The sequence below is a fragment of the Streptomyces sp. NPDC057654 genome (assembly GCF_042800135.1).
GTDB lineage: Bacteria > Actinomycetota > Actinomycetes > Streptomycetales > Streptomycetaceae > Streptomyces.
In genome coordinates, this window is record NZ_JBHVHQ010000077.1 from 1 (window position 1) to 17,491 (window position 17,491).

At 72.6% G+C, this 17,491-nt stretch carries 16 protein-coding genes and 1 tRNA gene; 4 read left to right on the top strand and 13 right to left on the bottom strand.

Going from position 1 to position 17,491, the window contains the following annotated elements; genetic code table 11:
* The 4 genes from ACFU99_RS09325 to ACFU99_RS09340 form a co-directional block, all read right to left on the bottom strand.
* Window positions 1–223: hypothetical protein (locus tag ACFU99_RS09325; RefSeq protein WP_384388150.1), on the bottom strand; the 223-nt coding region annotated here is incomplete at its 3' end.
* Window positions 224–1,008: 785 nt separating this feature from the next.
* Window positions 1,009–1,098: transfer RNA gene (locus ACFU99_RS09330), tRNA-Ser, on the bottom strand.
* A gap of 68 nt (window positions 1,099–1,166) precedes the next feature.
* On the bottom strand, window positions 1,167–1,697 hold the full coding sequence (tadA, locus tag ACFU99_RS09335) for a tRNA adenosine(34) deaminase TadA (RefSeq protein WP_384388153.1): 531 nt from the start codon (window positions 1,695–1,697) through the stop codon (window positions 1,167–1,169).
* 34 nt (window positions 1,698–1,731) lie between these two features.
* A complete protein-coding gene (locus ACFU99_RS09340; RefSeq protein ID WP_384388155.1) occupies window positions 1,732–2,277 on the bottom strand; it encodes a hypothetical protein in 546 nt (181 codons plus the stop codon).
* Window positions 2,278–3,102: 825 nt separating this feature from the next.
* Here ACFU99_RS09340 and upp point away from each other — a divergent pair.
* Both upp and ACFU99_RS09350 read left to right on the top strand, forming a co-directional pair.
* The gene (gene upp / locus ACFU99_RS09345; RefSeq protein ID WP_384388157.1) at window positions 3,103–3,738 is read left to right on the top strand and encodes a uracil phosphoribosyltransferase; all 636 of its coding nucleotides are present in this window, start codon (window positions 3,103–3,105) and stop codon (window positions 3,736–3,738) included.
* Window positions 3,739–3,894: 156 nt separating this feature from the next.
* Entirely contained in the window at window positions 3,895–5,154 is a 1,260-nt protein-coding gene (locus ACFU99_RS09350; RefSeq protein WP_384388160.1) for a glycosyltransferase, read from the top strand.
* Between the two features lie 66 nt (window positions 5,155–5,220).
* Here the strand turns inward: ACFU99_RS09350 and ACFU99_RS09355 are convergent, their stop codons facing one another.
* The 6 genes from ACFU99_RS09355 to ACFU99_RS09380 all read right to left on the bottom strand — a co-directional run bounded on the left by ACFU99_RS09355 (window position 5,221) and on the right by ACFU99_RS09380 (window position 11,592).
* Complete coding sequence (locus tag ACFU99_RS09355; RefSeq protein WP_384388163.1) at window positions 5,221–5,868, bottom strand: LytR C-terminal domain-containing protein; 648 nt, start codon at window positions 5,866–5,868, stop codon at window positions 5,221–5,223.
* A 126-nt stretch (window positions 5,869–5,994) separates the two neighbouring features.
* Complete coding sequence (locus ACFU99_RS09360) at window positions 5,995–6,291, bottom strand: type II toxin-antitoxin system VapB family antitoxin (protein ID WP_003955420.1); 297 nt, start codon at window positions 6,289–6,291, stop codon at window positions 5,995–5,997.
* Between the two features lie 253 nt (window positions 6,292–6,544).
* Window positions 6,545–7,147, bottom strand: coding sequence for an HhH-GPD-type base excision DNA repair protein (locus ACFU99_RS09365; protein ID WP_384388165.1), 603 nt, complete (start codon window positions 7,145–7,147; stop codon window positions 6,545–6,547).
* A 129-nt stretch (window positions 7,148–7,276) separates the two neighbouring features.
* The gene (locus ACFU99_RS09370) at window positions 7,277–8,833 is read right to left on the bottom strand and encodes a glycosyltransferase family 39 protein (protein ID WP_384388168.1); all 1,557 of its coding nucleotides are present in this window, start codon (window positions 8,831–8,833) and stop codon (window positions 7,277–7,279) included.
* 121 nt (window positions 8,834–8,954) lie between these two features.
* Window positions 8,955–10,448, bottom strand: coding sequence for a hypothetical protein (locus ACFU99_RS09375; RefSeq protein WP_384388171.1), 1,494 nt, complete (start codon window positions 10,446–10,448; stop codon window positions 8,955–8,957).
* A 214-nt stretch (window positions 10,449–10,662) separates the two neighbouring features.
* Window positions 10,663–11,592, bottom strand: a complete 930-nt coding sequence (locus ACFU99_RS09380) for a LysR family transcriptional regulator (protein ID WP_384388174.1) — start codon at window positions 11,590–11,592, stop codon at window positions 10,663–10,665.
* 144 nt (window positions 11,593–11,736) lie between these two features.
* Between ACFU99_RS09380 and ACFU99_RS09385 the strand changes: the two genes are divergently transcribed.
* Window positions 11,737–13,155: a DHA2 family efflux MFS transporter permease subunit gene (locus ACFU99_RS09385; protein WP_384388177.1), complete on the top strand. Its 1,419-nt coding sequence runs from the start codon at window positions 11,737–11,739 to the stop codon at window positions 13,153–13,155.
* A 26-nt stretch (window positions 13,156–13,181) separates the two neighbouring features.
* Here the strand turns inward: ACFU99_RS09385 and ACFU99_RS09390 are convergent, their stop codons facing one another.
* A complete protein-coding gene (locus tag ACFU99_RS09390; RefSeq protein ID WP_384388178.1) occupies window positions 13,182–13,742 on the bottom strand; it encodes a hypothetical protein in 561 nt (186 codons plus the stop codon).
* 297 nt (window positions 13,743–14,039) lie between these two features.
* On the opposite strand from ACFU99_RS09390, the gene ACFU99_RS09395 reads away from it, so the two are divergent.
* Window positions 14,040–15,641, top strand: a complete 1,602-nt coding sequence (locus ACFU99_RS09395; protein ID WP_384388181.1) for an ABC-F family ATP-binding cassette domain-containing protein — start codon at window positions 14,040–14,042, stop codon at window positions 15,639–15,641.
* 20 nt (window positions 15,642–15,661) lie between these two features.
* On the opposite strand, the gene ACFU99_RS09400 is transcribed toward ACFU99_RS09395, so the two are convergent.
* Together ACFU99_RS09400 and ACFU99_RS09405 are read right to left on the bottom strand one after the other, a co-directional pair.
* On the bottom strand, window positions 15,662–16,423 hold the full coding sequence (locus ACFU99_RS09400; RefSeq protein ID WP_384388184.1) for a class I SAM-dependent methyltransferase: 762 nt from the start codon (window positions 16,421–16,423) through the stop codon (window positions 15,662–15,664).
* A gap of 67 nt (window positions 16,424–16,490) precedes the next feature.
* The gene (locus ACFU99_RS09405; RefSeq protein ID WP_384388187.1) at window positions 16,491–17,336 is read right to left on the bottom strand and encodes a bifunctional 5,10-methylenetetrahydrofolate dehydrogenase/5,10-methenyltetrahydrofolate cyclohydrolase; all 846 of its coding nucleotides are present in this window, start codon (window positions 17,334–17,336) and stop codon (window positions 16,491–16,493) included.
* Window positions 17,337–17,491 lie beyond the last annotated feature (155 nt).

Below are 17,491 nucleotides of genomic sequence, written 5' to 3' on the forward strand. Positions count from 1 at the left end.
CACCCCCCAGGTCATGGGTTCGACAGGGGGCAACAGTCATGCCGGGCCCGGAGGCCAGCGGCCCCATTGCAGGACCGCGAAAAACATAACGGGGCCGGGCACTCGTCCAGCACGGTCGACTCCGCGCGGAGATCCGTTCGGTGAGCATCCGGCCCGCCAGCCGGCCGGAACGGTGATAGCGCGCGGGGACCTCGTGGAGGATGCCGTCCAGCTCGATCAGCACGGTGCGGTCTTCCGGCTGGGCCGCGGCCTTCTCGCATGGGCACGGCTCGTCGTACGCGCTGCCGTCGCTGTAGTTCGGCCGTTCGGAGCGGTGTCACTGGAAACCCTCCTCGCAGACGCGGAGGGTGCGGCATGGGCAGTTCGGGCAGTTGGCTGGCGACGGGCGCACGTAGTTCGGCCCGAAGCGCTCATGGAAGGGGGAGTCGTCGCTCATCCATGTTGGTCCTTTCCGGTTCGAGGGAGGGGGTCGGTGGTTCGTGGTGTGGAGTCACCAGAGGCTCAGGGGACGCCCCGCGGCGATCACGGTCTGAACCCGGAGGGCGATCTCCGCCTCGGACTCGCCGTCCGCGCGCCCGGCCCGTATCGCGGTGCCGATCGCCCGCGAGCGGCCGGCGGGCCCGTGCAGATCAGCCAGTGGGCTGCCAGGGTCCCGGCGTCGGGCCAGCCACTCGGCCCGGTTCTGTTTCGGCGTTCCGAGGCGAAGGTGCGCCGGCTGCTGGCACGGGTGGTTGTCACAGGTGTGGCAGACGGTGGGGCTGGCGATGCCCCGGCCCAACAGCGGACGGCGTCGTACGCGAGGGGCTGTTTCCCGCTCGGAGCGGGAGGCGGCCTCTGTGGGATCTGTGGGTCCAGGTCCCACAGAGGAGTGCTCCAACAGTCATTTCCTGTTGGGGAGTTGGCGACTGCTGGGGCCTCATCGGGGCTCCTGTGCAACACCGCCGTGTTGCACGTGCAACACGCAAAACACCCCCCTGACCACGTTCTCGCAGGTCAGAGGGGTGTTACTGGCGGTAGCGGTGGGATTTGAACCCACGGAGGAGTTGCCCCCTCACGCGCTTTCGAGGCGCGCTCCTTCGGCCGCTCGGACACGCTACCGAGATGAAGCTTAGCGGACGGTGGGCCGTGGGCCGAAATCGGTTACCCGGTGGGGGTACGGGGAGGGGTCAGCGGGTGCGGAAGAAGGTGGTGAGGAGGGCGGCGCAGTCGGGGGCGAGGACGCCGGGGATCACCTCGGGGCGGTGGTTGAGGCGGCGGTCGCGTACGACGTCCCAGAGGGAGCCGGCCGCGCCCGCCTTCTCGTCCAGGGCGCCGTAGACCACGCGCTCCAGGCGGGACAGGACGATCGCGCCCGCGCACATCGTGCACGGTTCCAGCGTCACCACCAGCGTGCAGCCCGTCAGCCGCCACTCGCCCACCGCCCGCGCCGCCTCCCGCACCGCCAGCACCTCCGCGTGCGCCGTCGGGTCGCCCGTCGCCTCGCGTTCGTTGCGGCCGCGGCCGATCACCGACCCGTCCGGGCCCAGCACGACCGCCCCCACCGGCACGTCGCCCGTCTCCGGCGCCCGTACCGCCTCCGCCAGCGCCAGCCGCATCGCGGCACGCCAAGGTGCCCGGACCGGGTCGTGGTCCGGGGCGTTGTCGGCTTCCGAGGGGGACGCGGCGGGGGGCGGGCTGGGGTCGGGTGCGGTGGTCATGCCACCAGTGTGGGCGACATTCGCCCTACGGCCGTCAGCGCACCGCCTCCAGCACCTCCGTGCACCCCAGCATGTCCGCGATCTCGCCGAGCGCGTCGTCGCTGAGGGACTTCAGCCGCCGCTCCGGCATGCCGAGGTCCGCGAGGATCTCGCCCTCGCCGAGCGGGCCCGCCGGCACCGGCTCGTCGGCGGCCGCGGCGTCGTCCTCGTCGTCCGTCTCCGGCTCCCCGTCCTCCGTGCCGTCGAGGTCCACGAGGCTGTCGAGGTCGTCCACTTCGTCGTCGCGGCCGAGCAGCTCATCGGCGAGCATCGCGCCGTACGAACTGCGGGTCGCCGCGGCGGCGTCCGAGAGGTACACGCGCGGGTCCTCCTCGCCGTCCACACGCACGACGGCGAACCACGCGTCCTCCTGTTCGATGTACACGAGGACCGTGTCATCGTCCACTGCCGACTCACGGGCCAGGTCGGCCAGATCGGACAGCGTCTCCACGTTGTCGAGCTCTGTGTCGCTCGCTTGCCACCCGTCTTCGGTGCGCGCGAGCAGTGCGGCGAAGTACACCGTGACTCTCCCACTGGTCATAGGCGGTGCCGGCTGGGCGGGAAACGCACCCCGCCCACTCGGAATCGTGGCAGAAAGCGACGCGTTGCGAGAGGTCTTCCGCGCTGCGTCGTGCAGTAGTCCGAAGAGATGTCGCTCACGCTCCGCCCATACGGACCTGTCGACCGGTCCTTTCGGGGCACCCTTCGCTCACCAACGGAACGTACGCATCCGCATCTGCTGGCGCATTCGCGCCGCCCTCGCCCGGCGTGGCTGCACCCGGTCCCGCAGCTCCTTCGCCTCATTCAGCTCACGGAGAAACTGCGCCCGTCTGCGTCGCCGGTCCGCTTCCGGCTCGGGAGATTCTTGGGATCCGGGGGATCCGGGGGATCCGGGGGATCCGGGGGATTCGTGGGCTTCCGGTGCGTGGGTCTCCGGCGGGAAATCTGTGGGGTTCTCGGGGTTCTCGGAGTTCTCCGTCGGGGAGTGGGGCTCTTCCGCACCGCTCCCATTGCCGCTCCCGTTTCCCCTGCGTCCGCCGCCCCGCCGGTCTTCCCGGCGTCGTCCATCCAGCCGTCCATCCGGCCGTTCGTCTCGGTCAGCCATGGGACACACCACCTCGGGCCGAGGTTCCCGCCCGGTGCGACCAACCGGGCCTACGTGGCCACACTCGCCTTTCCCGCTCGCTTTCCCCTCTTCCCTCCCCTTCCCCGGTTCTCCCTCGCCCGTTCTCTCGTCTCCTCTTGTCTCTTCTCGTCTCTCTTCTCGTCCTCTCGCAATTTTTCCCCCGATCGGCCTGTTGATGCCAGCGCAGCCGACCCTGACCAGGGAGCGACGCCCCCTCCCGCCTCGGTTACTGTCGATGTCATGCGGATTCACGTCGTCGACCACCCCCTGGTCGCGCACAAACTCACCACGCTGCGCGACAAGCGCACCGATTCCCCCACCTTCCGGCGCCTCGCCGACGAGCTGGTCACACTGCTCGCCTACGAGGCGACCCGTGACGTGCGCACCGAACAGGTCGACATCGAGTCCCCGGTGGTTGCGACCACCGGCGTCAAGCTCTCCAGCCCGAAGCCCCTCGTGGTGCCGATCCTGCGCGCCGGGCTCGGCATGCTCGACGGGATGGTCCGGCTGCTGCCCACCGCCGAGGTCGGTTTCCTGGGCATGATCCGCAACGAGGAGACGCTCCAGGCGTCCACGTACGCCACCCGGATGCCCGAGGACCTCTCCGGCCGGCAGGTGTACGTACTCGACCCCATGCTCGCCACCGGCGGCACGCTCGTCGCGGCGATCAAGGAACTGATCTCGCGCGGCGCCGATGACGTCACCGCCATCTGTCTGCTGGCCGCGCCCGAGGGCGTCGAGGTCATGGAGCGGGAGCTCGCGGGCACCCCGGTCACCGTCGTCACCGCCTCCGTGGACCAGCGCCTCGACGACTCCGGCTACATCGTCCCCGGCCTGGGCGACGCGGGCGACCGGATGTACGGGACCGCCGGTTAGTCGTACGGACCGTACGCACACGGAACGTACGGACACGTACGCGCACGAGTCGACGACTGGGGCCGTTCACCGTTCATCGGTGAGCGGCCCCACTCGCGTCCCACTCGCGTCCCGCCCGCCTCCCCAGCCCGTGCGAAACGCACGTACGCTCCCCATATGCGGATCATGGTCGTGACAGCCGGATCGCGGGGCGACGTCGCCCCCTATACCGGGCTCGCCAGGCGGTTGAGCGAGGCAGGCCACCACGTGGCCTTCGCCACGCATCACACCTTCACGGACATGGTGCGGGCCGGCGGCTTCGAAGTGCGTACGTTGCCCGGTGACCCGCAGGAGCTGATCCGGGCCCGTACCGAGGGCCGGTCGGAGGCGGAGAAGAAGCGGGTCACCGCCGAATTCCTGAGCAACCTCGGCGAAGGGGTCGCCGAAGCCGCCGAACAGGGCACCGACGTGATCCTTTCGAGCCTTGGCCAGGCGCCCCTGAGCTGCCTGGTGGCCGAGGGGCTGGGCCTGCCCAGCATGGGCGTCTACCTCGCACCGGCCGTACCGAACGACGCCTTCGCCCTGCCGGGCTCCGACGTTCCCGCCGGCCCCGGCACCCCCCTGAGCAACCGGGCCGCGGGCGAGCGGACGCTCGACCGGGCCCACGGCCTCTACGCCGAGGTCCTGCCGCGCCTGGCCCGCCGGCTCCGGCTGCCCGAGGCCGCTGTCGGCACCGCGTGGCGGCGCTGGCAGGGCAAGGAAGGGTGGCCCATCAGCCATGGCGTGAGCCCGGCCGTCCTGCCGCGCCCCGCCGACTGGCCGCCCGAGGTCGACATGGCCGGCTACTGGTGGCCCGAGCCCCCTTCCGCAGATGTCTCCTCCCTCACCCCCGCCTGGCAGCCCCCCGAGGAACTGCTCTCCTTCCTGGCCGCCGGCCCGCCGCCCGTCTTCCTCGGCTTCGGCAGCATGGCCCCCGGCCTCGGCGAACGGCTCGGCCCCCTGATCGTGGACGCCGTGCGCCGGGCGGGCACGCGCGCGGTCGTCCAGGCCGGCTGGGCCGGTCTGGACGTGGCCGGGGACCAGGTGCTCACCGTCGGGGACGTACCGCACGACTGGCTCTTCCCCCGGATGGCGGCCGTGGTCCACCACGCGGGCGCGGGCACCACGGGGGCGGGGCTACGGGCCGGGGCGCCGACCGTCGCGGTCCCGGTCATGGCCGACCAGCCGTTCTGGGCCTCACGCGTGTACGAACTGGGGGCCGGCCCCGCCCCCGTACCCTTCGGCGAGCTGAGCGCCGAGCGCCTGGGCGAGGCGATCCGGGCCGCCGTCGAGGAGCCGGGCTACCGCCGCCGCGCCGCCGAACTGGCGCGCCTGATCGGCATGGACGACGGCGCGGAGCGGGTACTGCGGCGGGTCGAGGCCATCACGACCGCCTGACCTGCCAGGCGTATCAGCTCCCCATCAGCACTTCTTCATCAGCACTTCTGCATCAGCGATTCTTCGTCAGCACTTCTTCGCCCCCGAAGGCGTCGGCTGGGGCTTGGACAGAGCCGCCAAGCCGTCGTCGGCGTCCTTCTTCGGGGTCAGGTTCTTGAACTCCGAGCCGATGATCAGGTCGACGTCCCCGCCCTTGCGGCCGTCGCTCTTGACCTGCGCGCCCGCCAGCTGGGTGCCCAGCACCTTCAGCGAACCCTCGGCCGCCGCGGGCGCCCCCAGGAGCAGCCCGCTGCTCTTGACCTTCTTGTCGTACTCGGCGCTGGCGTTGCCCACCTTCCCGACCTTGAACCCGCGGCTCTTCAGCTCGTCCGCCGTCGTCTTGGCGAGGCCGCCGCGCGGTGTCGCGTTGAGGACGTTGACGGTGATCTCGCCGGGCTTGGGCAGCGTGACCGGGCGGGCGCGGGGGCGGTCGCCGCTCTTCGCGCAGCCGTCGCTCCTGCCCTGCTTGTCCTGGGCGGCCTGCGCCGTACTGTTCCCGCCGGTGAAGACGTCGATGAGCTGCACAGTCCCCCACCCGACGAGGCCCAGCGCGACGACCGCGCCCACCACGGCGAGAGCGATCCTGCGGCGGTTTCGTGGGCGGCGCATATGCGGGTAGCGATTGCCCGTGATGCGGTACTTTCCGCCCATGCCGGGAGGGGTGAGCATGCTCATGGCCGCAGCGTAGTGCGGCCCGATACCGATGCCTACTAAATGATCAACGGGTTGCGTACAGCCCAACCCGAAAGGGTCAATTCCGGCCTGATCCGTAAGCGTTCGATCGGTGAGCGGTCGGAAGCCTCAGCCGAGTTCCAGCACGCGGGCGTGCAGCACCTGACGCTGCTGGAGCGCCGCGCGCACCGCGCGGTGCAGCCCGTCCTCCAGATACAGGTCGCCCTGCCACTTCACGACGTGGGCGAACAGGTCGCCGTAGAACGTCGAGTCCTCCGCGAGGAGCGTTTCCAGATCCAGCTGGCCCTTGGTGGTCACGAGCTGGTCGAGGCGTACCGGGCGAGGAGCGACATCCGCCCACTGGCGGGTGCTCTCCCGGCCGTGGTCGGGGTACGGCCGCCCGTTTCCGATGCGCTTGAAGATCACACGGAAAGCCTACCGGGCGAGCGGCTCCCGGCGCAGCCATGGCGCAAGAGTGCGAAGGCGACAATCAGCCGCATATCAGGAGCGATGCATGGGTGGGGAGGTGCGTCTGAGAGCCCCGGACCGTTATCGAGGGGCCGACGTCCGTCAATCGTGCCCCCACGCCCGCGAACCCTGCCCCGCCGGACGCCCTCTTCTCTGCCCCGCGGGTGTTATGCACAGGCTGTGGACAGCGGGGGGCGTGCCGGGGTCTGTGTCACGACTTCTTGTCAGCCGCGGCCGCCGCCTGCTTCGCCTCCTGCTTGAGGGCCTGCTTATGGGCGCGCACCTTGCTCAGCGTCTCGGGCCCCGTGATGTCGGCGGCCGAGCGGTACGCGCCCTCCTCGCCGTACGCGCCCGCCGCCGCCCGCCAGCCCCGCGGCCGTACGCCGAGCTGCTTGCCCAGCAGGGCCAGGAAGATCTGCGCCTTCTGCTTGCCGAAGCCGGGCAGTTCGTTCAGCCGCTTGAGCACCTCCTTGCCGCTGTCGGCCCCGCGCCATACCGCCGCCGCGTCGCCGTCGTAGTGGTCGACCAGGTACTGGCAGAGCTGCTGCACGCGCTTGGCCATGGAACCGGGGTAGCGGTGCACGGCGGGCTTGGCCTTCAGCAGTTCGGCGAACGCGTCCGGGTCGTACGCGGCGATCTCATGGGCGTCCAGGTCGTCGCCGCCCATCCGCTGCGCGATGGTCAGCGGCCCGGAGAAGGCCCATTCCATCGGGATCTGCTGGTCGAGCAGCATCCCGACGAGGGCCGCCAGCGGGCTGCGGCCGAGCAGGTCGTCGGCCTCGGGGTGCTGGGCGATCCGGAGGGTGATGTCCATGTCCATGTCCATGGGAATGGCCAGGGCCGCGTATCCGGGAGTCGGAGTCGCTTCCCTGCCTCCTTTCAGATGCTTTGCCCCAGTTTGCACGAAGCTCCGCCTATGCAAGCCCAAGCCCAAGCCCAAGACCTATCCGCCGACCGGACGCCCGTCGGCCTGCCGCTGCTGCTTCTTCTCGTACACCTCCACCCGCCGCCCCCCTGTGACCGTGTCGCTGAGCCGTACGAAGTGGTCGGCGAGCGTGCCGCGCTTGGCGACGTCGCGGCGTGCCGCGCCGGAGGACGGCTTGGCGTCGCTGATCAGCACTATCCGGGACGACTTCAGAATGGCCGCCCGTATGTGCGCGGGGCTGCCCTCCTCGCCCTTGAGAGTGCGCGACTGGAGCGGGGTCTCGGTGAGGGCGAGGTCCTTGAGGCCGCGGAAGCGTTCGGGCGAGACCAGGGCCGTGTCGCGGCGGGCCGCCGGTATGAACAGGACGCCGTCGCCCGGCCGGGCCACCGCCGAGACCGCCTCTGCCGGTGCGAACACGTCGTCGACGCGGCTCGTCGACGCGCGCAGCCCCGTCTCCACGGGCAGCAGCGCGAGCACCGCGACCCCGCTCACGGCGGCGATCGGCGCCCAGGGCCGTACGCGCGGCCACCGCGCGTGCGCCGCCGTCGCGCCGACCCCCAGCAGCAGTCCGATCATCAGGGCCGCCCCGGTCTGCGCGAAGATCACGTACCGGTCCACGTACACCGGCTTGACCAGCGAGATCAGCACCAGCGCGGACTGCGGTACGAGCAGCAGCGGCAGCGCCACCGTGGCCGTCGTCGCCGGGCCGGAGCGCGGATGCGGCACGAAGGCGGCGCCCACGGCGACCACCGCCATGGCGAGCAGGCCGATCAGCGTCGCCGGGGTCGGCGGCTTTATCCAGGAGACCTGATCGGCCTGGGAGCGGCTGGCCAGGATCAGCGGCAGCGACCCGAGCACGACGACCGCGGCCGGCAGCGCCCAGGCGCGTACGGTGCGGCGCTCGCCCCGCCGCACCGCGAACGCCACGGTCACGGCGAAGGCCGGCAGCGCGAGCAGCGAGAACCAGTTCAGCAGCGCCGCCACCAGCAGCAGCCCCGCACAGCCCCACCAGTGCCGCCGCTGCCGCCGCTGAAGCGCGGTGACCAGCATCCACGTGGCCCCCGCGACGCACGCCGCGACCAGCGCGTACGAGCGTCCCTCCTGCTGGTACCGCTGGACCACGGGCAGCACGGCGAACGCGATCCCCGCCGCCACCCCCGCCCAGCACCCGGCGAGGCGGCGGCCGGTCGCCGCGGTGAGCCCGGCGGCAGCGGCCACGCCCAGGACCGACGGCAGCCGCAGGGTCAGCGTGCTGTCGCCGAATATCTCGAAGAGCGCGTGCATGAACAGGTAGTACAGGCCGTGCACGACGTCCGTCGTGCTGAGCATCCGCACGATGTCGGCGGCGGAACGGTGGGCCACCTGCCAGGTCGCCGCCTCGTCGCGCCACATGCTGTGCCCCCGGCCGACGCCCCACAGCCCGAGCGCGAGCGACAGCAGCGCGGGCACGGCGGGTACGAGCAGCCGCGCGACGGGGCCCGCCAGGACGGGACCGGCGAGGGGGCCGCGGCCCGGCGCGTGGGGCGCATGGTGCGTGGAGGCAGCAGCGAGTGCCGATGCGTCGGGAGAGGACATGGGAGAGGACTATACGCAGCGCGTATACGCACGGATGTGTGATGGGTGTACGTACGGGGCGACGTTACGTACGGGTCGCCGTACGGAAACTCCGCCCCGCGGAAATCTGGGGCGCGTTTCCTCAGGCCGCCGGAGCGTTGTCCCCGAGGTTCGCGATGCGCTGCCGTACGGCCTGGAGCGCGCCTTCCTTGCTGCCGGGCACGCGGGTGCGCAGGTCGATCAGTTCGGGGCCCAGCGCCCTTACGGCCCTCGGGTCGTCGACCTGCTGCCAGCAGTGGTGGGCGCGGTCGGCGGCGGCCTGGACCTCCGGGTGGGTCTCCGGCTGGCCGGCGTTCATGCGCTGCACGGCCGCGTGCATCCACAGCCCGCACGCCTTGGCGGGCTCCCCGGCCAGGCGCGCGAGGTCGGCTCGTACCTCGTTCCAGTGGATGACGTCGAGCGAGCCGGGGCCGTGGGCCCGCCAGGCCTCCTGCTCCCACGCGGCGGCCATCGCGGCGGCCTCGCTGTGCCGGCCGGCGTGGGCGGCTTCGAGTATGGCGGGATGCGGGTCGGGGTGGGGCTCGGGGCGGTGCTCGGGGTGGTGCTGAGGGAGCTGGGGCTCGGGGCGCGGGCGGGGGACCGGGTCGGGGGCCGGTCCGGAGACGGGTGCGGAGACGGGTGTGGAGGACGTCTCGGGCGAGGGCTCCGGGTGCGGCCGAGGAGCGGGCTCCGACTCCGGGGACGGAGCCGGGATGTCGAGCCGCTGCGCGGGGTCCGGCGCCGGCTCCCGCACGGGCTCCGGCTCCGGACCCTGCTCCGGACGCCGCGATATCGGCTCGGACGTGGACGAGGGCTTCGGCTTGGACCCGGACCCGGACCCGGACCCGGACTCGGGCTCGGACCCGGGCTCGGACCCGGGCTCGGACCCGGGCTCGGACCTGGCCCCGGATTCGGCCGGCTCCGGGGCCGCGTACGCGTGCGGGGCGCTGGACAGGAGGTACACCGACCCCGCGGCGAGCCCGGCCTGGTTCGCCGCCTCGTGGTGCAGCTGCTCCAACGGCGGCCGCTCGGGTCTCGTACGCAGCAGCGTGGCGAGGGCCTGGCTGTAGGCCGGCACCGGGCGGTCGCGGCGGCGGGCGGGCGGCGGGGCGACCGTGCCGTACAGCGCGTACGGGCCGGACAGGAAGCCCGGTTCGGCGTTCAGCCGCTGCCAGACGGCCTCGTCGGCGACCAGGTCCGCCAGGACGGTGGTGCTGCCCGGCGGCCGTTCGCGCAGTTCGGCCGTGAGCCAGTGCCAGGGCAGCGCGGTGTAGCGCACGGTGCTCGCGGTCGTACGGGCCAACGCGAGGTGCGGCAGCTGCTGTTTGCGGTCGAGCTGGAGATGGCCCGCCACGTAGAGCAGCAGCGGGCCGGGCGCGGCGGCGGCCGTCCGCAGGTGGGTGAGGACGGTGTTCGGGGCGTCGGGGCCGACGAGCTGGACGACGGACGCGAAGGGCGTGCCGAGCAGCACGGTGGGCGGCACGGCCGCGAGTTGGTGCAGCGCGCCGGTGGCGTCCATGGGCTGTTTCGAGGGTGGCACCGCGGCCATCAGCAGCCCGTACCCGTGCTCTTCGCTCCCGGCGCGGTCGTTCACCATGCGAGCACCGTATCCGTTCGACCCCGGTTGTCGGGTAGGACGGGGGTAATGGTTTGTTCGGCGCGAACCACCGAATTCCGGGGCGTACGGGCGCGGTAGCCGGGTTCGCGGCGGCTCGGCCGGCAGGTCCGTACGCCCTCACAGGCACATCGGTACGCCCCCGCAGGCACATCCGTACGCCCCCTGCCGGCTCAGCGGCCACGTCCGTACCAGCTCAGCCGCCGGTTCCGCCTGCCGCGCCGCCACCATCGACGGCACTCGCCGCGAGCCCGGCGAGCACCGTGCGCAGCCACTGATGGGCCGGGTCGGCGTCGACGCGCAGGTGCCAGGCCATGGCGATGGTGATCGGCGGCAGGGACAGCGGGATGTTCCAGACGACGAGCGGCATGAACCGCGCGGCGCGGGCGGCGAGCGCCGAGGGGACCAGGGCCAGCGCGTCGGTCTCCAGGGCGAGGAAGCAGGCCGCGCTGTGGGTGGGGACGGTCGCGAGGACGTCGCGGCGCAGGCCGAGTTCGCGCAGCCGGTCGTCCACGACGCTGTGGGCCCGGCCGCGGCGGGAGACCGTGATGTGCGGGACGGCGGCGAACCGGTCCACCGTCAGCGGCTCGCGCGCGTACGGCGCGTCGGCGCGGGCCGCCGCGACGTAGTGGTGATGCAGCAGGAACTCGCTGCGGACGTCGTGCGGCAGCTCCGGCATCGCGCCGATGTCGAGGTCGACGCGGTCGCGCAGGTCGGCGGGGTCCTCGTCGCCCTCGGGGAGGACGCGCAGCCGTACGCCGGGGGCCTCGCGCACGGCGTGCGCGGTCAGCGCGGAGCCGAGGACGACGGCCAGCCCGTCGTTGGTACGGATGGTGAACTCCCGCCGCATGGTGGCGATGTCGACCGGCCGCGGCGGCCGCAGCGCGGCCAGCGCCTGCCCCAGCGCCGCCTCGACCTGCGGCTGGAGCGCGCGGGCGCGCGGGGTGAGGACGAGGCTGCGCCCGGACGGTACGAGCAGCGGGTCGCCGACCACGCGGCGCAGCCGGCCCAGGGTGCGGCTCATCGCGGAGGCCGAGACGTTCATCTCCGCGGCGGCCGCGGTCACGCTGCTCTCGCGGAGCAGGGCGTCCAGGGCCGGGAGGAGATTCATGTCGGGTAGTTGCATGGGAAGCAATGGTAGGGAGCGGTACGCCGCCGACCAGCCCTCTTATTCATGCATGGCACGCAATGCTGGCTTGCTGATCCGGACCTTGTAGTTCATGGTCCTGGCTTTGACGATGGAGGGAATTCGAGAAAGCGACGGGACCTGATGATTCACGCACAGCATCGCAACACCGCTCTCCTGGTGGCGGGCTGCTTCTTCATGGAGAACCTGGACGGCACCATCGTGTCGACCGCGGCCCCCCGGATGGGGGCCTCGCTCGGCGTCGCGCCGACGGCGATCAGCCTGGTCATCACGGCCTATCTGCTGACGCTGGCCGTGCTGATACCGCTCAGCGGCTGGCTGAGCGCCCGGTTCGGGGCGCGGCGCGTCTTCCTGACGGCCATCACTGTCTTCACCCTCGCCTCGCTCGCCTGCGCCGTCGCCACCGACCTCGGCGTACTGGTCGCCATGCGCGTGCTCCAGGGCGCCGGCGGCGCGATGATGGTGCCGGTCGGCCGGCTGATCGTGGTGGCCAAGGCCGACAAGCCGGACCTCCCGCGCGTGATGGCGTACATCACCTGGCCCGGCCTGATCGCGCCCGTCATCGCGCCGCTGATCGGCGGGCTGATCACCACATACGCGAACTGGCGCTGGATGTTCTTGATAAACATCCCGCTCGGCGTCGTCGCCTTCGCCGTCGCCTGGCGGCTGATCGAGGCCGCGCCCGCGACGGCCGCCCCGCCGCGCCTCGACTGGCTGGGCGTCGTCCTGACCTCGACCGGGCTCGGCGCGCTGACCTGGACCGCCCATCTGCTGTCCGAGACCTCCGCGGGGAAGGGCTCGGTGCTGGTCACCGGTGCGGCGGCGGTGCTGCTGCTCGGCGCGGCCGTGTGGCATCTGCTGCGGAGCGAAAACCCGCTGGTGGATCTGAGCACCCTGAAGGTGAAGACGTTCCGGGCCGCGGTGTCGGGCGGCTCGACGTTCTGGATCGCCGTGGGCGCGGTGCCGTTCCTGCTGCCGCTGCTGTTCCAGGAGGCGCTGGGCTGGAGCGCCGTGAAGTCCGGTGTGGTGGTGCTGTTCGTGTTCATCGGGAACATCGGCATCAAGCCCGCGACGACGCCGCTCCTCAAGCGGTACGGCTTCCGCCCGCTGCTGCTGGCCGCCGGGTTCGGGCTCGGGGCCGCGATGGTGGCGTCGGCGTTCATCACCGGCGCGCTGCCGATCGCCGTGATCGCCGTCATCGCGCTGGTCAGCGGCGTGGCCCGGTCGCTGGGGCTGACCGCGTACTCCACCATCGCCTTCAGCGACATTCCGCAGGAGCGCCTGCGGCACGCCAATACGCTTCTGGCGACCGCCCAGCAGATGGGGGCGGGCCTCGGCGTGGCCGCCGCCACGGTCGCGCTGCGGGCCGGCGGCCCCATCGGCGACTGGCTGCCCGGCCGTACGACGGCGACCACCGCGTACGGCGTGGCGTTCTGCCTGCTGGCGCTGGTGTGCGTGGGCACGGTGGCGGGGGCGCTGCGGCTGCACCCTTCGGCGGGCGACGCGGTACGGGGGCCGGCGCAGGCTCGTACGGCGAAGTAGACCGTACGGGCGGTGGCTCGGCGGGCTCAGCAGAACCTGCGGGCCAGCCGGGCCTGGAGGGCGCACAGCGCGTGGAGGAGCAGCAGGCTGCCGGCCCAGACGGCGGCGCCGACCGCCGCGTGTGCGGCCCAGGCCCCGACCAGCGTGGGCCCGCCCCAGGCGGCGTTGAACATCGGGTCGGCGGTGAACAGGTGGCCGATGGCGGCGATGGCGTCGGGCCGCAGCGGATACAGGAATCCGAAGTAGACCGTGTAGGCGCAGAACGCGACCAGCAGGAAGGCCACCAGCGCGGGCAGCAGCGACAGCAGCGCGTACCCGAACACGCGACGCGCCTTCGGCCGCTGTGCTTTCTGAGCGCCCGCCGTCCCGGTCCCGGCCAGCGTCCGCTGCCGGCCCGCCGCCGCCCGAGCCGCGCCCACCAGGGAGGCCGGTGCCGCCACGGCGGCCAGCGGCAGCCAGAGCGCTCCGCGTACGAGGGGGCGTACGACCCAGCGGCGCGCGCCCGGCGCCATGCCGCGCGCAGGCCGACGGCCGGTGCCCGCCTCGCGGGCGGGGGATGCGGTCGGGGACTGGGTGACGACGGTCAAGGCTCGGCGCTCCTGGCGGTGTCTCGGCGGTATCGCTGCTGGTCAAGGACGTTTTCACGCTACGGCGCGAGGGCCCGGACGGGCGTCACACCGCGGTGGCGAATCCGAGGTGATACCCAGGTATGACGCGAGGGGCGTGACGTACCAGGCGTGACGTGCCAGGCCCTCGGAAATCAGATGCGGCTCGCGAGACGGCGTGCCTACAGTGGATGTATGTCTACGCCCCGCATTTCCTAGCTCAGGACACACGCTTCCCCGCCACCCGTGTGTCCTTTGAGCTTCTCGGAGCGTAATCCCATGATCACCGTTCGCGGTGTCGACGTCCGCGTCGGCGCCCGCCTTCTGCTGTCCGACGTTTCCTTCCACATCGCCCCCGGCGACCGCATCGGCCTGGTCGGCCGCAACGGCGCGGGCAAGACCACCCTGCTGGAGACCCTGGCCGGGCGCGCCCGGCCCGCCGCCGGGACCGTGACCAGCCTCGGCCGCCTCGGCTATCTGCCGCAGGACTCCCGCGCCGCCGACCCCGCCGCCACCGTCACCGACCGCATCCTGTCCGCGCGCGGCCTGGACCGCGCGGTACGGGCGCTGCGGGCCGCCGAGTCGGAGATGGGCGAGGCCGCCACGCCCGGCGCGGTGGAGCGGGGCATGAGCGCGTACGCCCGTGCCGAGGCCGAGTTCACGGCCCGGGGCGGGTACGCGGCCGAGGCCGAGGCGGCGCGCATCGCCGCCGGGGTGGGGCTGCCGAACCGCGCCATGCACCGGCCGGTCGGCGACCTCTCCGGCGGCCAGCGCCGCCGCGTCGAACTGGCCCGCATCCTCTTCGCCGACCACGACACGCTGCTGCTGGACGAGCCCACCAACCACCTCGACGCCGACTCGGTCGGCTGGCTCCGTACGTTCCTGACGGGCCATCGGGGCGGGTTCGTCGTGATCAGCCACGACGAGGGGCTGCTGGCCGACACCGTCAACCGGGTCTTCCACGTCGATCCGGGGCGCGCCGCGCTCGACGTGCACAACACCGGCTGGAGCGGCTATCTCGCCCAGCGCGCCGCCGACGAGCGGCGCCGCACCCGCGAGCGCGCGAACGCCGAACGCAAGGCGGCGGCGCTGCACACCCAGGCCGACAAGATGCGTTCGCACGTGTCGACGGCGGTCGCGGCGAAGAACATGGCGCGCCGCGCCGACCGGATGCTCGCCGGTCTCGAACCGGCCCGCCGCGCCGAGAAGACCGCCCGCATCCGGCTCCCCGAGCCCGCGCCGTGCGGCCGGCTGCCGCTCGCGGCGATCAGCCTGGCCAAGGCGTACGGCGACCAGCGGGTGCTCAGCGGCGTGGACCTGGCGCTGGACCGGGGCAGCCGGCTCGTCGTCCTCGGGTTCAACGGCGCGGGGAAGACCACCCTGCTGCGGCTGCTGGCCGGGCGCGAGGAGCCCGACTCGGGGCGCGTCGTGCCCGGACACGGGCTGCGGCTGGGCTACTTCGCGCAGGAGCACGACACGCTCGACCCGGCCCGTACGGTCCGCGAGAACCTCGCCGACGCCGCGCCGCACCTGACCGACGGCGAGGCCCGGCACGTACTCGGCTCGTTCCTCTTCACCGGGGACGACGCCGACAAGCCGGCGCGGGTGCTCTCCGGCGGCGAGAAGACCCGGCTGGCGCTGGCGGGGCTCGTCCACTCCGGCGCGAACGTGCTGCTCCTCGACGAGCCCACGAACAACCTCGACCCGGCCTCGCGCGGCGAGGTGCTGGCGGCGGTCGGCTCGTACCCCGGCGCGATCGTGATGGTCACGCACGACGAGGGCGCGATCGAGGCGCTGCGCCCGGACCGGGTGCTGCTGCTGCCGGACGGGACGGAGGACCTGTGGGGAGAGGAGTATGCGGGGCTGGTGTCGCTGGAGTGAGCGGACGGGCCTGTGCCGTCCTACGAACGCTTGCGGGCCTCGATGAGGAAGCGCGTGGTGGAGGCGGTGAAGGGGCCGTCTTCCTGGATCAGCCGGTGCAGTTCGAGCAGCCGGTCCCGGTATGCGGCGACGGTGAAGCCGGGGACCATCCAGATCACCTTGCGCAGGAAGTAGATGACCGCGCCGATGTCGTGGAACTCGGTCCGCAGGGACTCGCTGCGCAGCTCGACGACGTCCAGCCCAGCGGCTTCGGCCGCTCGGCGGGCGTCGTCGGGGTGGCGGGCGCGGCGGGTGTCCTCGGGCAGCGGCCCGAGGAAGTACTCGACGAGCTCGAAGACGCTGGCGGGGCCGACCTGCTGGGAGAAGTACGTGCCGCCGGGCCGCAGCACGCGGGCGATCTCCTCCCACCACACGGTGACGGGGTGCCGGCTGACGACGAGGTCGAAGGCTTCGTCGGCGAACGGCAGCGGCGGCTCGTCCTTGTCCGCGACGACGGCCGCGCCGCGCGGGTGGAGGAGGGCGGTCGCCTTGGCGACGTTCGGCGGCCAGGACTCCGTGGCCACCATCAGGGCGGGCAGCTCCGGCACTCCGGCGAGCACCTCGCCGCCGCCCGTCTGGACGTCGAGCGCGGCGCTCGCGCGCGCCAGGCGCTCGCCCATCGCGCGCTGGTACCCCCAGGAGGGGCGCTGCTCGGTGGCGCGGCCGTCGAGCCAGGAGAAGTCCCAGCCGTCGACGGATACGGAGTCGGCTTCGGCGACGAGTTCTTCGAAGGTGCGAGGCATAGATCTGAGCATCACAACAAAAGGGCAGATATGCCAACGAATTACCCGCCCTCCCTGGCGGGAGATGTCAGAGCTCGGCCGCCGCCCGTACGGTGTGCTGGAGCAGCAGCGCGGTGGTCACGGGCCCCACGCCGCCGGGTACGGGCGTGAGCGCGCCCGCGCGGTCGGCGACGGAGGCGGCGTCCACGTCGCCGGTCAGCCCGCCGTCGTCGGTGGGGTTGGTGCCGACGTCCACGACGACGGCCCCGGCCCGTACGTGCTCGGCGCCGATCAGCCCGGCCCGGCCCACGGCGGCCACCACCACGTCGGCGGCGGAGGTGACGGCCGCGAGGTCCTTGGTGCGCGAGTGGCAGACCGTGACGGTGGCGTTCTTGTCGAGGAGCAGGTGCGCGGCGGGCTTCCCGACGACGTTCGACCGGCCGACGACCGCCACATGACGGCCCGTCAGCTCGATGCGGTGGTGCTCCAGAATCCGTACGACGGCCTCGGAGGTGGCAGGCGCGAACGCGGGGAGCCCGGCCGCCAGCCGCCCCAGAGAGAGCGGATTGGCGCCGTCCACGTCCTTCTCGAACGCGATGGCCCCGGCCATTTCTTCCAGCGAGGCCCCGGCAGGCAGCGGCGTCTGGAGGATCACGCCGTGCACGCCGGGGTCGGCCGACAACTCGGCGAGCTTCGCCCGGATGGCGTCGGGGGCGGCGTGTTCGCCGAGATCGACGACATCGCATGCGATGCCGGCCTTGGCGGCGGCCTTGGCGATGGAACGTACGTACCAGGCGCTGGACTCGTCGGCCGTCGCGACGACGACGGCGAGCTTGGGCGGGACTCCGGCGGCGGTGAGGCGGGCGGCCTCGGCGGCGGCGGAGGCGCGGAGGGAGGCGGCGAGTTCTTTTCCGGACAAGGGGGCTGCGGTCACTGGGCGATCTCCTTGCGTACGGCGGCGGTGATCCGGTCGGCACGGGCGGCGAGGCCGTCGACTCGGGCGGCCTCGGCGGTCAGTTCGGCGCGGACGCGCTCGTCCTTGATGCCGCCGAGGTTGATCTCGACGTTCACGCGGGCGGTGGTCGCGGC